The following is a 14374-nucleotide window of genomic DNA, read 5'->3' as shown; positions in this document are numbered from 1 at the left end:
CTTCATGGTTGTGGCAGAATAGCAACACACAATACGTGCTCCGGGGTCGGTGTAAGTCCGAACCGGCGGTGACAGTCCGCGACCCGCGAGCCGGCGCTTTCCCACCAGGGAGGGAACCGGCGGACGGTTGAACCGGTGAAATTCCGGTACCGACAGTTAAAGTCTGGATGAGAGAAGCACGTACAGCTGTATCTGCGGCGTCATTTGATGCCGCAGCGTTCTGCTGTCGTATACCCCCGGAGCCATCGCGGTTCTAGAGGGAAGGAACGACACCACATATGAACCCCTTGCGATGGCTCTTCGACGCCCTGACACCTCACGGCGTGGAATCCAAAGCCACCGGGCCGGCGGTCGCGCCATGACCGCGCCCACAAAGCAGCAACCCCTGGCCTCCGGGGAAGAAGCAGTGACGGCCTTCAGCCCGGCGGAAACGCAAGCCATGGACGCTGCCCTTGAAGCAGCCCTGCGCGGGCCCAGGGGCGCCAACCCCCTGGTGGGAGCCGTCGTCGTTGACGCCGAAGGCCGGCACCTGGCGACGGGCTTCCACCGCGGCGCCGGGACGGCCCACGCCGAGGCCGACGCCATTGCCCAGGCAGCGGCAGCTGGCCTCGACCTGCATGGTGCGACGATGCTGGTCACGCTCGAACCGTGCAACCACGTTGGCCGGACGGGGCCCTGCGCCCAGGCGATCATCGAAGCCGGAATCACGGACGTGATCTACGCCGTGGACGATCCCCACGACCCGGCGGCGGGCGGCGCCACCACGCTCCGGCAGGCGGGCGTCAGGGTGCGCAGCGGCCTGGCCGCGGGGGAGGCCCTCGAACTGAACCGGCAATGGTTCCAGGGTGTTGCCGAAAAGCGGCCGTACGTGACGCTCCACATCGCGCAGACACTCGACAGCCGCATTGCCGCCGAGGACGGGACCAGCCAATGGATCTCCTGCCCCGAATCACTCGCGGACAACCACGGTCTGCGGGGCAGGATCGACGCCATCCTGGTAGGTACCCAGACCGTTCTGATCGACAACCCCCGGCTGACCGCCCGCGACGCGTCCGGCGAGGTTTCCGGCAAGCAGCCCCTGCGCGCCGTGATGGGTCGGCGGGACATTCCGGCGGATGCGGCCATTTGGGGTGCGGACGGCCGGGTGCTGCACGTGCCCACGCGTGATCCCCGTGAAGCGCTCTCGCTGCTGTATGCAGCAGGAATCCGCCACGTCATGGTGGAAGGCGGCTCGCGGATCCTCAGCGCCTTCCTGGCGGCCGGCCTCGTCGACGAGCTGATCGTGTACCTGGCCCCCACGCTGCTGGGTTCAGGCACACCGGCGCTTAATGGGCTCGGCATCACCACTTTGCAGGACGCCCAGCAATGGGACTGGGACCAGTCCGACGGCGGCGCCGTGAGAACCCTGGGCCGGGACCTCCGGCTCCACCTGCGTCCGCACAATACTCAACCTTTGGAACCACAACCGGGCCTTGCGGCCGCGGAACCAGCCTTGGGAGGGCACTGATGTTTACCGGAATAATTGCCGAACAGGGACGGGTCCTCTCCGTCGAACGGGACGGCGACACCAGTGCAACCGTCAGGCTCCACGCCCCGGCCAGCACCGAAGGGCTCGCCTTGGGCGGCTCGATCGCAGTCAACGGCGTCTGCCTGACCGCTACCTCCATCGACGGCAGGGACTTCAGTGTCGACGTCATGGGCGAAACCCTGATCCGGAGCACCATTGGCGAACTCTCCCCGGGTGACTCCGTGAACCTCGAACGCTGCGTCCCGGCCGGCGGTCGGCTGGACGGCCACGTTGTCCAGGGTCATGTCGACGGCGTCGGGCAGCTTCTGGAGCGGGAGCCCCTGGGCAACTGGGAGCGGCTTCGCTTCGGGGTGCCGGGCAACCTTGCCCGCTACATCGCCGAAAAAGGCTCCATCGCCATCGACGGCGTCTCCCTGACAGTCACAGCCGTCAGCGCGGCAGCTGAACCCGAACCCTGGTTCGAAGTGGGGCTCATCCCCACCACACTTGCGGAAACAGGCCTGGGCGCCAAGTCCACCGGCAGCAGGGTCAACCTCGAAGTCGACGTCCTTGCCAAGTACACCGAACGGCTGCTGGCCTTCAGCACCAGCGCAGCCACTGGAGGAAACCTATGAACGGGACCGCACACCTCGAGCCGGTAACCGCCGCAGCACCGGGCCTTGACCCGGTGCAAGACGCCGTTCGTGCCTTGGCGGCCGGCCGGCCGGTGCTGGTGGTCGACAACGAGGACCGCGAAAACGAAGGCGACATCATCTTCGCTGCCCAGCACGCCACCCCCGCACTGATGGGCTGGACCATCCGGTACAGCTCCGGCGTCATCTGCGTCCCGCTGTCCGGGGAACGTGCCGACGCCCTGAAGCTGCCGCCCATGGTCACGGTAAACGAAGATGCGAAGGGCACGGCCTACACGGTGTCCTGCGACGCCGCGGCGGGCGTCAGCACAGGCATCTCGGCGACGGACCGGGCCCTGACTGCCCGTGTCCTTGCGGACCCCGGCGCCGGCCCGGCCTCTGTGACCCGGCCCGGGCATATATTCCCGCTGCGCGCAGTTGAAGGTGGAGTGCGTGAGCGCCCCGGCCATACCGAAGCGGCCGTGGACCTGTGCCGTCTCGCCGGCCTGGAACCCGTGGGTGTGATCGCCGAAGTAGTGTATGACGACGGTGAAATGATGAGGCTGGACGGGCTCCGTACCTTTGCTGCCGAACATGGTTGCCCGCTGATCTCGATCGAGGATCTGGTGGCCTACCTTGAAGCAGGTGGCACGGCGGCCCCCAGCGGCACCCGGGCAGGACGCCCGGGCGAAGAAGAGGAGAAACGATGACGGCGTCCGGGGCTACGGGCAACAGCCAGCACAGCAGCCAGCGCGCGCAGGCGGGTAACGGAAAAGTCCACCATCCGGTCAGCGGCGGGCCCATCGTGCAGCTGCCGACGGCGTTCGGCGACTTCATCGCCCAAGCCTGGACCGATCTCGTCACCGGCGCCGAACACCTCGCAGTGAGTTCCCCCAACCCGCCCATGGACGGCAAGGCTCCCTTGGTCCGGCTCCATTCAGAGTGCCTCACCGGTGACATCTTTGGGTCCTACCGTTGCGACTGCGGCGAGCAGCTGGCCTACGCCCTGGAAATGATTCACGCATACGGCGGCACCCTGCTGTACCTGCGCGGACAGGAAGGCCGGGGGATCGGGCTGGCCAACAAGATCAAGGCGTACGCCCTCCAGGAGGCAGGCTTCGACACCGTGGAAGCCAACGAGCAACTGGGACTGCCAGTGGATGCGCGTTCCTACAGCGCGGCCGCACAGGTCCTGGCGGAGATGGGCCTGCATGAGGTCCGGCTCCTGAGCAACAATCCGGACAAGCTGAACAGGCTCGCCAAGGCGGGCGTGAAGGTAGTGGAGATGGTTCCCACCGAGGTGCCATCGCGCGACCAGAACATCCGCTACCTGCAAACCAAGAAGGACCGCATGGAGCACCGGCTCACGCTGGACACCCATGTGGTGGCGGTGCCCGGCGCCGCCGCCGAATCTTTCCAGACCGAAACTTTCCAGCACGAACAAGACTGAACGGAACCCAACAGACACATGAGTGGCCACGGCGCACCCGAAATCGACCTCACTACCCTCAACCCGGCGGAAACCTCGCAGCTCAGGCTGGCCATCGTTGCCGCCAGCTGGCACACCCAGATCATGGACGGGCTCCTGGACGGTGCGCTCCGCGCCGCCAAGGACGCCGGAATCGGCGAACCCACCGTCCTGCGCGTGCCCGGCAGCTTCGAGCTCCCGGTCGCTGCCGCGCGGCTGGCACCGCACTTCGACGCCGTGGTGGCCCTCGGCGTCGTGATCCGCGGCGGCACGCCGCACTTCGAATACGTCTGCCAGGCGGCGACATCGGGCCTGACCGACGTCAGTGTCGCCACCGGCGTGCCGGTGGGCTTCGGCGTCCTGACCTGCGATACCGAACAGCAGGGCCTCGACCGTGCCGGGCTGCCTGGATCCAGCGAGGATAAAGGCCACGAGGCCGTCACCGCGGCCCTCGCCACCGCCGTCGTGCTCAAGCAGTACAAGTAACACGGTGACGGGTGCGGTGTGTCTTCACTCACACCGCGCCCGTCATGCAACGGCTCAGCAGGCGCCCTCCGGCCCGCAGCAAGTAGGCTGTAGGGCGTGAAGAATTTCGAGACGCTGTTCGCTGAACTGAGTGAGAAGGCAGCCACCCGCCCGGCAGGCTCCCGCACCGTCGCTGAATTGGAGTCCGGAGTCCACGGCATTGGCAAGAAAGTCGTGGAGGAAGCAGCCGAAGTGTGGATGGCTGCCGAGTACGAATCCGATGAAGCCGCGGCCGAGGAAATCTCCCAGCTGCTCTACCACCTGCAGGTTCTGATGCTCGCCAAAGGCCTGACCCTGGAAGACGTCTACAAGCATCTGTAGCCACTGCAGCACCGTCCGGCCACCCCGGCCGGCCCGTGCCTTGCGTGGCCCGTTGCCTGATTCCTAGACTTCCCCAAACAAGAAAGACCCCCATGCTGCGAGTAGCCGTCCCCAACAAAGGCTCCCTGTCCGAAGCCGCCTCCGCCATGCTGTCCGAAGCCGGCTACCGCCAGCGCCGCGACACCCGCGAGCTGGTCATGGTCGACCCGGACAACGACATCGAGTTCTTTTTCCTCCGCCCGCGCGACATCGCCGTCTACGTCGGCCAGGGAACGCTCGACGTCGGCATCACCGGCCGCGACCTCCTGCTGGACGCCGAGGTGGAGGCTGAGGAACTGATGCCCCTCGGCTTCGCCGCCTCCACGTTCCGTTTCGCGGGCCCCGTGGGCGACTTCGCCAGCGTCCAGGAGCTCGAAGGCAAGCGCCTGGCCACCAGCTACGACGGCCTGCTCCGCGGCTACCTCGCCGGACTCGGCATCAAGGCAAAGGTAGTCCGCCTCGACGGCGCCGTTGAATCCTCCGTGCGCCTGGGCGTTGCGGACGCCATCGCCGACGTCGTCGAAACCGGCAACACCCTCAAGGCCGCAGGGATGGAGATCTTCGGGGAACCGATCCTCAAGTCCGAGGCCGTGCTGATCAAGCGCACAGAAGAAGGCGGCTCCGCAAACGGCACCGCGAAGGAAATCGAAGTCCTCATCCGCCGCCTCCAGGGTGTCCTGGTGGCGCGCCAGTATGTCCTGATGGACTACGACATCCGCAAGGAACTGGTGGAGCAAGCCGCAGCCCTGACCCCCGGCCTGGAGTCACCCACCGTCTCGCCGCTGCGCGATTCGGAATGGGTGGCGGTCCGTTCGATGGTGCCCAAGAAGGAAACCAACCGGATCATGGACGAGCTCTACGACCTGGGCGCCCGCGCCATCCTGGTCAGCAGCATCCACGCCTGCCGCATCTGAGCTGCCACCAGGCGGTCGAGCTGCCGCATCCACCCGAGAATTCCAGGAGTACCCATGGCTGTAGCTGTACGAGTCATCCCGTGCCTCGACGTCGACGCCGGCCGCGTCGTCAAGGGCGTCAACTTTGAAGGTCTCCGCGACGCCGGTGACCCTGTGGAGCTGGCGCACCGCTACGACAATGCGGGCGCCGACGAACTGACCTTCCTGGACGTCACCGCGTCCTCCGGCAACCGCGAAACCACGTTCGACGTCGTCCGTCGCACGGCTGAGGAAGTCTTTATCCCGCTGACAGTCGGCGGCGGCGTCCGCGGCGTGGCCGAGGTGGATAAGCTACTTCGTTTCGGCGCCGACAAAGCTTCGATCAACACGGCTGCAGTTGCCCGTCCGGACGTCATCGACGAGATCACCCGCCACTTCGGTTCGCAGGTTTTGGTCCTGTCGGTGGACGCCCGCCGCACCCGCCCCGGATCCCAGCCCACGGCGTCGGGCTTTGAAGTGACTACCCACGGCGGCCGCACGGGCACGGGCATCGACGCCATTGCCTGGGCGAAGGAAGCCGCAGACCGCGGAGTAGGGGAAATCCTGCTGAACTCAATCGACGCCGACGGCACTAAGGACGGCTTCGACCTGGAGCTGATCCGCCTGGTCCGCGCCGCGGTGAAGGTTCCCATCATCGCTTCGGGAGGGGCCGGGGAACCCGCGCACTTTGCCCCGGCCGTTGCCGCCGGAGCCGATGCCGTGCTGGCAGCTTCGATCTTCCACTGGGGCCCCGACGACATGATGTCCCAGGTCAAGCAAGCTATCCGCGAGGCAGGCTTCGAAGTCCGCTAATACAACAAGAACGCGGGGCCCCGTCAAGGGCCCCGCGTTCTTTTGTCATGGTTCTTAGAGGCCCACTTCGGCGGACTGGAGGAGGGCGACGGCGTCTGGCTGGCCTTCGAACGTCACCAGTGCATGGCGTGTGCGGCCGTGGGCGTGCATCAGCAGTTCACCGGGCTCTCCGACGATCGCCACCGATACCGGGGCCCGCTTGGCCACGTGGCGCGGCCCGGAAGGCCGGACCAGGACAATGCCGAGGTCCACGCCGCGGTACAAAATGGCGGCGCGCTTGATCAGTTCGTCCCAGAGGGCCTCGGAATACGCTTCGTCGAGTTGCCGGGGGGCCCAGCGGTCCACGGCGCGGCGGATGTCCTCCGTGTGCACGAAGTACTCAATCAGGTTGGAGCTTTCGTCCAGCGCCTTGATGTTCATGGGTGACAGCGCCGGGGGGCCGGCCCGGAAGGTGTTCACCAGGCTGGTGTAGTCATCTGCGGTCTTCAGCTTCGCGGCCAGCTTGGCGGTGGCTTTGTCCGAGGCCTTCGACAGGCTTTTGATGATGAGGCCCAGCCCCACGGCCGCCTTGCGTTCGCGGAGGTAAAGATGCGCGGCAAGGTCCCTGGTGCGCCAGCCTTTGCAAAGGGTAGGGGCATCAGGGCCGGCCGCCAGCAGGGTTTCGGCCAGGACTTCTCGGGACGGGTCGACGAAATGCATCACTTGTGAAACTAGCACGACACCGGGGGAGTTGGGCAGCAGAACCGCCACCCCGAATGTGCAGTTGTTCACACTCCGGCCGGGCCTGTGCAAAGGCACTAGACTTGGTCTGATGTCTGAGCAGCCCGCCTCCGCCCCAGCCCCTGGTTCACCCCTGCCCACTGCCGTCGCCGCTGCGCTGAAGCGGGACAGCGCCGGGCTGGTGGCCGCCGTTGTACAGCAGTTCGATACGAATGAGGTGCTGATGCTCGGCTGGATGGACGACGAAGCCCTGCACCGCACGATGACCAGCGGCCGGGTCACGTTCTATTCGCGCTCCCGCCAGGAATATTGGCGCAAAGGCGACACGTCCGGCCACGTCCAGTGGGTCAAGTCCGTTGCCATGGACTGCGACGGCGATGCACTCCTCGTGCGCGTGGACCAGGTTGGCGCCGCGTGCCACACAGGCACCCGCACCTGCTTCGACGGCAGGGGCCTCGAAGTCCAGACCGGAACGGCCGCCTGACCACCTTCCCGGGAGACAACCCGGGGCGGGAGTCCGGCCCGGATCCCACATACTTTCGGCAGCATACAACTGACGCCCTCCACCCGGCGTCGAAGAAGAACAGGCGGAAAAGCATAGCCATGCAGGACCTTGGAATCATCAGTCCGGGCCTCGAAGAGTTCCGCGAACTCGCAGGCAGCAGCCGTGTCATTCCCGTCCGCCTCAAGGTTCTGGCGGACGCGGAGACACCCATTGGCCTCTACCGGAAGCTCGCCCAGGGCCAGCCCGGAACGTTCCTGATGGAATCCGCGGCGGTCGGCGGGACCTGGTCCCGCTACTCGTTCATCGGTGCCAGGTCGCGCGCCACGCTCACCACGAAGGACGGCCAGGCCCACTGGCTCGGACAGCCGCCGGTGGGTGTGCCTGTGGACGGCAATCCCGTGGACGCCATCCGCGACACCATCGACGCCCTCCGCACTGACCGGTTTGACGGGCTGCCGCCATTTACGTCGGGCCTGGTGGGCTTCCTGGGCTGGGAAACGGTACGGCACTGGGAACGGCTGACCAGCCCGCCCGAAGACGACCTGCAACTGCCCGAAATGGCGCTGAACCTGGTCACGGACATGGCAGTGCATGACAACGTGGACGGCACCGTCCTCCTCATTGCCAATGCGATCAACTTCGACGACAGCTCCGAACGCGTGGACGAGGCCTGGCACGACGCCGTGGCCCGGGTCAAGGCCATGCTGTCGCAGATCAGCACACCCGTGGCCCAGCCTGTTTCCGTCCTGGAGCCCGCCGCCCTGGATTTTGCCTCCAGCGTGCAGGAACGCTGGGACGAAACCGACTACCTCGCAGCCCTGGACCGCGGCAAGGAAGCGATCGTCGACGGCGAAGTCTTCCAGGTGGTGATCTCCCGACGCTTCGAGATGGAGTGCGGCGCCTCGCCCCTGGACGTCTACCGGGTGCTCAGGAACACCAACCCCAGCCCGTACATGTACATCTTCAGCCTTGAGGACGCAGACGGCCGCGAGTACTCGATCGTTGGTTCCTCACCAGAGGCGCTGGTGACCGTGACGGGCGAGGAAGTCATCACCCACCCGATCGCCGGCTCACGCCCCCGTGGCAAGACAGTCGAGGGCGACAAGGCGCTGGCCGAGGAACTGCTCGCCGACCAGAAGGAACGCGCCGAGCACCTTATGCTGGTGGACCTGTCCCGCAACGACCTCTCCAAGGTCTGCGTCGCCGGGACAGTGGACGTCACCCAGTTCATGGAGGTGGAGCGGTTCAGCCACATCATGCACCTCGTCTCCACCGTAGTGGGCAAGCTGTCGCCGAAAGCCAAGGCCTACGACGTCCTGAAAGCCACCTTCCCGGCAGGCACCCTGTCCGGCGCCCCGAAACCGCGGGCACTGCGCCTGCTCGACGAACTGGAACCCCACCGGCGCGGCATCTATGGCGGCGTGGTGGGCTACCTGGACTTCGCCGGTGACATGGACATGGCCATCGCCATCCGCTCGGCGCTGCTCCGCGAAGGACGTGCCTACGTCCAGGCGGGCGGTGGCATTGTGGCGGACTCCGTCAACCCCACCGAAGCGCTGGAAACGGTGAACAAGGCCGCGGCCCCGCTCCGGGCAGTCCACACCGCCGGTTCCCTGCACAACATTTCAGCCGAGACCATTCCCGATGCCGGACCTACCACGCAGGCGGGCGCCTGATGCCGGTTCCGGACGTCGCCGCCGGCAACCCCTCCCAAGCCGCAGGAACTCCGGCCTGGGCCCGGAAGTCCACGCTGGTGCTGCTGGTCGCAGTACTGGCCCTGGCGGTGTTCGGCACCACAACGCAGACCTGGATCTCGGTCACCCTGGACCCGGACCAGGTGGGCCAAGCCGGCAATGCCCAGGCGGCCCTGCAGGTGCAGGGAAGCAAGGCCGCCACCGCCGTCACGGCACTGGCACTTGTTGCCCTTGCCGGAGGACTGGCTGCGGCCATCGCCGGACGGATCGCGCGGTGGATCATCACGGCGATCATCGTGCTGGCCTCCGCCGGCATCGTCGGGGCGGCAGCCACCGTGCTGGCTGACCCGCTGGCCGCGGCACAGGGCTCCATCGCCGCCGCCACCGGCGTTAGCGGAAGCAGCGCCGAAGTGAGTGTCACCGCATTTCCGGCGATCGCCGTCGTCGTCGGTATCCTGCTGGCGCTCGTCGCCCTGCTGATCGTCCCGGCAGGCCGGCACTGGAAGGCACGCACAAAATACGACGCGCGGGCCACGGGCAGCGGGGCAGCCGCCGCAGGGCCGGTGGACGAGATCGACAGCTGGGACCGGCTTTCACGCGGCGACGACCCCACCTGAGGGCACCCGATAACGGGGTCCCGGCCAAAAAATGGCAGAATGTAAGCAGTATTGATCCTGAGGAGATTCACATGAGCAAAGCACCCGCGTCCGCGTCCAAGTCCGCCACGGAATCCGCTGTCCACCACGGCGTTGACCACAGCCAGGAACTCGGCCACGGCAACAGCCCGGCAGCCTGGACCTGCGTGATCGTGATGCTGGTCGGCGCGCTGGTCTGCTCCATCGCCTTCGTTATCGCAAACACCCCGATCTTCATCGCCGGCGCAGCCGTCATGGTCCTCGGCCTGATCCTGGGTTACGTTATGCGCAAGGCAGGCTACGGCGTCGAAGGCAGCAAGCTGAAGAACTCCGGCCACTGATGGCGACTGTTCTCGATGACATCAACGCCGGTGTCAGGGAGGATATGGAGGCCAGGAAGCGCCTTGTTTCCCTCGCGGAACTGAAGGACCTGGCCTCTGCCGCTGCCCCCGCGCGTGACGCCTGGGCGGCCCTCGATGGACCGTCGGCCCGTCGGGACCAGCTGAAGGTCATCGCCGAAATCAAGCGCCGCAGCCCCTCCAAAGGCGACCTGGCCGCGATTGTGGATCCGGCCTCGCTCGCTGCGCAGTACGCCGACGGCGGTGCCGCCGTCATCAGCGTCCTCACCGAACAGCGCCGCTTCAACGGCTCCCTCGCGGATCTGGACGCCGTCCGCGCCCGGGTGGAGGTTCCACTGCTGCGCAAGGACTTCACCCTCGACGAGTACCAGATCTGGGAAGCCCGTGCCCACGGCGCGGACCTGATCCTGCTCATCGTCGCGGCACTTTCGGACAGCCAGCTCCAGGAATACAGCGCGCTCAGCCGGGAACTCGGGATGAACGTGCTGGTTGAGACGCACACGGAAGAGGAAATCGAACGCGCGGTAGCGGCGCAGGCGCGCATCATCGGCGTGAACGTTCGCAACCTCAAAACGCTCGACGTCGACCGTTCGCTGTTCGCCTCCCTCGTCGGCATGATTCCGGCCGAGGCCCTGGTCATCGCCGAATCCGGTGTACGTGGCGTCGATGACGTCACCCACTACGCCGCCAGTGGCGCCAACGCCATCCTGGTGGGCGAAGCCTTGGTGAGCGACTCAACCCCGCGTGAGCGGATCGCCGAATTTACCGCGGCAGGCGCCGCAGCCATCGCCGCACGCGCCTAGCAGCGGCGGCCCCATCCCAGCCCGGTTGCCCAGGCGGCCATGGGATGCCGCATGACAACTATTTAGTGAAAAGTGAACAGGATGGTGAGACTGATGGCCGAAGCGCCGACAGCCGGCTCTGACGAAGGCTCGGTGGATGCATTCCTGCAGGGCGGCTCCCTCAAGCACGCCCCGGGACCCTACTTCGGCTCCTACGGAGGCCGGTGGATGCCCGAGTCACTGATCGCGGCCCTGGACGAGCTTGAGGACACGTTCGAAAAAGCCAAGGCTGATCCGGATTTCATCGCCCAGATCGCCGAGCTGAACAAGAATTACTCCGGCCGGCCGTCCCTCCTGACCGAGGCCAAGCGCTTTGCCGAGCACGCCGGGGGAGTGCGGATCTTCCTCAAGCGCGAGGACCTGAACCACACCGGCTCGCACAAGATCAACAACGTCCTTGGCCAGGCCCTCCTGGCAAAGCGCATGGGCAAGACCCGCGTCATCGCCGAGACCGGCGCAGGCCAGCACGGCGTGGCCAGCGCCACTGCCGCGGCACTGCTTGGGCTGGAATGCGTTGTCTACATGGGCGCGGAAGACTGCCGCCGGCAGGCACTGAACGTGGCCCGGATGGAACTCCTCGGCGCCACCGTGATCCCCGTAACCAACGGTTCGCAGACCCTCAAGGACGCCATCAACGAGGCACTCCGCGACTGGGTTGCCAACGTCGGCAATACCCACTACCTGCTGGGTACGGCCGCCGGAGCGCACCCGTTCCCGGCCATGGTCCGCTACTTCCATGAGGTAATCGGCGAGGAAGCCCGGGCCCAGATCATTGAGCAGGCCGGCCGCCTTCCCGACGCCGTCTGCGCCTGCATCGGCGGCGGCTCCAACGCGATCGGCATCTTCCACGGCTTCCTCGACGACCCCTCCGTGAAGATCTACGGCTTTGAGGCAGGCGGCGACGGCGTCGAAACCGGACGGCACGCGGCGACCATCACCCTGGGCAAGCCCGGAGTGCTCCACGGCGCCCGCTCCTACCTCATGCAGGACGACGACGGCCAGACCATCGAGTCCCACTCCATTTCCGCAGGCCTGGACTACCCGGGTGTTGGCCCGGAGCACTCCTACCTCGCCGACATCGGACGCGTCAGCTACGAGCCCATCACGGACAGCGAAGCCATGGAGGCCTTCCGCCTTCTCTGCCGCACCGAAGGCATCATCCCCGCGATCGAGTCCTCGCACGCCCTCGCCGGCGCCATCAAGGTGGGCCAGCGGCTCGCCGCTGAGGTCGGCGCCGCCGGGGCAGCAGACAAGATCGTGATCGTGAACCTTTCCGGCCGCGGTGACAAGGATGTGGCCACCGCAGCAGAGTGGTTCGACCTGCTGGACAAGGACTCCGCAGAGGCCGCTATCGGCAAGGAAGGGGAGCAGCTGTGACCGGCGCTCAGGACATCACCAGCACCAGCAAATCGGCAGTCGCCATCGACAAGGCCCGCGCAGAAGGACGGGCGGCCCTGATCGGCTACCTTCCTGCCGGGTACCCCACCGTTGAGGACACCATCGCCGCCGGCATCGCCCTGGCCCGGAACGGTGCCGACCTCATCGAGATCGGCATCCCGTACTCGGACCCGGTCATGGACGGTCCTGTCATCCAGGCTGCCACCACGGAAGCCCTGGCCAACGGATTCGCCGTCCGCCAGGTCTTCGACGTCGTGGCCGGCATCACCAGCCAGACCGACGCCGCCGTGCTGGTCATGACCTACTGGAACCCGGTAGTCCGGATGGGCGTGGACGAGTTCTCACGCCGCCTCGCCGAAGCCGGGGGAGCCGGCCTGATCACACCGGACCTCATCCCGGACGAGGCCGCCGAATGGATGGAAGCATCCGACAAGTACGGCCTGGACCGGGTGTTCCTGGTAGCGCCTTCGTCCTCCACCGAACGCATGAAGCGCACGGTGGAGGCGAGCCGAGGTTTTGTGTACGCCGTCTCGATCATGGGCGTTACGGGTGCCCGGTCCTCGGTCAGTTCGGCTGCCAAGGGCGTTGTGGCTGCGGCGAAGGAAGCCGGCGCCGAGCGCGTCTGCGTTGGCCTGGGAGTCTCGAACGCGGAGCAGGTGGCCGAGATCGCCGCCTATGCCGACGGCGTGATCGTGGGCACGGCCCTCGTGTCCGCCATCAGGGACGGCGGCGTTGACGCCGTTGCGAAGCTGACCAAAGACCTCAGTACCGGATTGACCAGGAAGTAGCCCCGATGCAGACCCTCCTCCACGCCGCGGCCATGGTGCCGGCCAGCATCCCGAGTCCGGACTGGTCCGGCTTCGACATCCCGCTGCCGTGGGGTTCGCTGCGCATCCACGCCTACGCCTTGTGCATCCTGGCGGGCATCATCGTGGGCCTGTGGCTCACGTCCGTCCGCTGGGCGCGGCGGGGAGCGCCGGAGGGCAGCGTCTGGGACATCGTCATCTGGGCCATCCCGTTTGGCATCATCGGCGGACGGCTCTACCACGTGGTGTCCTCCCCGGATGCCTACTTTGGTCCCGGGTTCGACGGCACAGGAGACCTCTGGCTGATCCCGCAGATCCAGCGCGGCGGGTTGGGAATCTGGGGCGCAGTTGTCCTGGGCGTGGTGGGCGCCTGGATCGGCTGCCGCCGGTCGGGTGTGAAGCTCACGGCGTTCCTGGACGCAGCAGCTCCAGGGCTGCTGCTGGCGCAGGCCGTCGGCCGCTGGGGAAACTACTTCAACCAGGAACTGTTCGGTGGGCCTACCACGCTGCCGTGGGGCCTGCAGGTCGATGCGGATAACGCCAACTTCCCAGCCGGGATGGCTGCCGAGACCCTGTTCCACCCGACGTTCCTGTACGAGTCGCTGTGGAACATCGCGGGCGTGCTGATCCTCCTGGCCCTGGACCGAAAGTTCCACTTCCGCCGCGGCCGGCTCTTCTGGGCCTACGCCATGTACTACACCCTGGGCCGGGTCTGGATTGAAGCCATGCGGATTGATGACGCTGAGCGGATCAACCTCTTCGGCATCACCGCGCGCCTGAATGTCTGGACCAGCATCCTGGTCTTCGTGGTGGCGCTGGTGGTCTTCGTCCTCTTGGGAATGAAGGGCAAACCCGTGCCGGACAGCGTCTACCTGGATGGCCGGGGTCCCGCTGCCGAGGGCCCGGAAGATGGCAACGAACCGGTCCGTGATACGGACCCTGTTGTCTCAGATAGTGAAGCGCGTGATAATCTCCCTGATAACCAAAGCGGTTCTGTGCGCCCTTCCACCCCAACGGAAGTGGAGCAGGAGACTTCGGCAGGCAGGCATTCCGTTACGGATTCGCCGGCAGCCGGGACCTCCGGCAGCAAAGCCACAGGAACCGCGCCGGAAGCTGGCAGTACCAAGTAGCAAGCCGGCAAGCAGGGTCGCAGAGCCACCGCTCGCAGCGCCCAACAA

General features: G+C 66.5%; 17 protein-coding genes and 1 riboswitch. Of the genes, 16 read left to right on the top strand and 1 reads right to left on the bottom strand.

The features are described from left to right. Nucleotides 1-31: 31 nt before the first annotated feature. A riboswitch (FMN riboswitch) is annotated at nucleotides 32-184 on the top strand. Between the two features lie 174 nt (nucleotides 185-358). From ribD to hisF, 8 genes are all read left to right on the top strand, one after another. After that, nucleotides 359-1507 carry a bifunctional diaminohydroxyphosphoribosylaminopyrimidine deaminase/5-amino-6-(5-phosphoribosylamino)uracil reductase RibD gene (ribD, locus tag ACFC25_RS13680; RefSeq protein ID WP_376045979.1) on the top strand — a complete coding sequence of 383 codons (1149 nt, stop codon included), beginning with the start codon at nucleotides 359-361 and terminating at the stop codon, nucleotides 1505-1507. Beyond that, nucleotides 1507-2142: a riboflavin synthase gene (locus ACFC25_RS13675; RefSeq protein WP_376045976.1), complete on the top strand. Its 636-nt coding sequence runs from the start codon at nucleotides 1507-1509 to the stop codon at nucleotides 2140-2142. The genes ribD and ACFC25_RS13675 overlap by 1 nt, the downstream gene beginning before the upstream one ends. Further along, nucleotides 2139-2849, top strand: a complete 711-nt coding sequence (gene ribB / locus ACFC25_RS13670; RefSeq protein WP_376045973.1) for a 3,4-dihydroxy-2-butanone-4-phosphate synthase — start codon at nucleotides 2139-2141, stop codon at nucleotides 2847-2849. The genes ACFC25_RS13675 and ribB overlap by 4 nt, the downstream gene beginning before the upstream one ends. Then, complete coding sequence (gene ribA, locus ACFC25_RS13665) at nucleotides 2846-3589, top strand: GTP cyclohydrolase II (protein WP_376045970.1); 744 nt, start codon at nucleotides 2846-2848, stop codon at nucleotides 3587-3589. Before ribB ends, ribA begins: the two co-directional genes overlap by 4 nt. Before the next feature lie 18 nt (nucleotides 3590-3607). Beyond that, on the top strand, nucleotides 3608-4093 hold the full coding sequence (ribH, locus tag ACFC25_RS13660) for a 6,7-dimethyl-8-ribityllumazine synthase (protein WP_337347842.1): 486 nt from the start codon (nucleotides 3608-3610) through the stop codon (nucleotides 4091-4093). Nucleotides 4094-4189: 96 nt separating this feature from the next. Then, entirely contained in the window at nucleotides 4190-4453 is a 264-nt protein-coding gene (locus ACFC25_RS13655; protein ID WP_028270786.1) for a phosphoribosyl-ATP diphosphatase, read from the top strand. A gap of 92 nt (nucleotides 4454-4545) precedes the next feature. Next, nucleotides 4546-5406, top strand: coding sequence for an ATP phosphoribosyltransferase (gene hisG, locus ACFC25_RS13650; protein ID WP_337347843.1), 861 nt, complete (start codon nucleotides 4546-4548; stop codon nucleotides 5404-5406). 54 nt (nucleotides 5407-5460) lie between these two features. Next, on the top strand, nucleotides 5461-6237 hold the full coding sequence (gene hisF, locus ACFC25_RS13645) for an imidazole glycerol phosphate synthase subunit HisF (protein WP_337347844.1): 777 nt from the start codon (nucleotides 5461-5463) through the stop codon (nucleotides 6235-6237). A 54-nt stretch (nucleotides 6238-6291) separates the two neighbouring features. Here hisF and ACFC25_RS13640 read toward each other — a convergent pair whose 3' ends face one another. Then, a complete protein-coding gene (locus tag ACFC25_RS13640) occupies nucleotides 6292-6936 on the bottom strand; it encodes a TIGR03085 family metal-binding protein (RefSeq protein WP_337347845.1) in 645 nt (214 codons plus the stop codon). 112 nt (nucleotides 6937-7048) lie between these two features. Between ACFC25_RS13640 and hisI the strand changes: the two genes are divergently transcribed. The 8 genes from hisI (at nucleotide 7049) to lgt (ending at nucleotide 14326) form a co-directional block, all read left to right on the top strand. After that, entirely contained in the window at nucleotides 7049-7441 is a 393-nt protein-coding gene (gene hisI / locus ACFC25_RS13635) for a phosphoribosyl-AMP cyclohydrolase (RefSeq protein ID WP_337347846.1), read from the top strand. Nucleotides 7442-7560: 119 nt separating this feature from the next. Next, nucleotides 7561-9138 (top strand): anthranilate synthase component I, encoded by a 1578-nt coding sequence (locus tag ACFC25_RS13630; RefSeq protein ID WP_376045964.1) that lies wholly within the window; start codon nucleotides 7561-7563, stop codon nucleotides 9136-9138. Continuing rightward, nucleotides 9138-9773 carry a Trp biosynthesis-associated membrane protein gene (locus ACFC25_RS13625; protein ID WP_376045961.1) on the top strand — a complete coding sequence of 212 codons (636 nt, stop codon included), beginning with the start codon at nucleotides 9138-9140 and terminating at the stop codon, nucleotides 9771-9773. Before ACFC25_RS13630 ends, ACFC25_RS13625 begins: the two co-directional genes overlap by 1 nt. Nucleotides 9774-9844: 71 nt before the next feature. Beyond that, a complete protein-coding gene (locus ACFC25_RS13620; protein WP_337347849.1) occupies nucleotides 9845-10132 on the top strand; it encodes an HGxxPAAW family protein in 288 nt (95 codons plus the stop codon). Beyond that, nucleotides 10132-10953, top strand: a complete 822-nt coding sequence (gene trpC / locus ACFC25_RS13615) for an indole-3-glycerol phosphate synthase TrpC (RefSeq protein ID WP_376045958.1) — start codon at nucleotides 10132-10134, stop codon at nucleotides 10951-10953. Before ACFC25_RS13620 ends, trpC begins: the two co-directional genes overlap by 1 nt. A gap of 93 nt (nucleotides 10954-11046) precedes the next feature. After that, nucleotides 11047-12369, top strand: coding sequence for a tryptophan synthase subunit beta (gene trpB, locus ACFC25_RS13610; RefSeq protein WP_376046131.1), 1323 nt, complete (start codon nucleotides 11047-11049; stop codon nucleotides 12367-12369). Continuing rightward, the gene (gene trpA, locus ACFC25_RS13605; protein WP_376045955.1) at nucleotides 12366-13178 is read left to right on the top strand and encodes a tryptophan synthase subunit alpha; all 813 of its coding nucleotides are present in this window, start codon (nucleotides 12366-12368) and stop codon (nucleotides 13176-13178) included. Before trpB ends, trpA begins: the two co-directional genes overlap by 4 nt. Nucleotides 13179-13183: 5 nt before the next feature. Further along, nucleotides 13184-14326: a prolipoprotein diacylglyceryl transferase gene (gene lgt, locus ACFC25_RS13600; protein ID WP_337349203.1), complete on the top strand. Its 1143-nt coding sequence runs from the start codon at nucleotides 13184-13186 to the stop codon at nucleotides 14324-14326. Nucleotides 14327-14374: the final 48 nt, after the last annotated feature.

The organism is Pseudarthrobacter sp. NPDC055928, from assembly GCF_042270935.1.
Taxonomy (GTDB): Bacteria; Actinomycetota; Actinomycetes; order Actinomycetales; family Micrococcaceae; genus Arthrobacter.
Note: the sequence above shows the minus strand (reverse complement) of the source record. Positions and strands in the feature narration are given on the sequence as shown.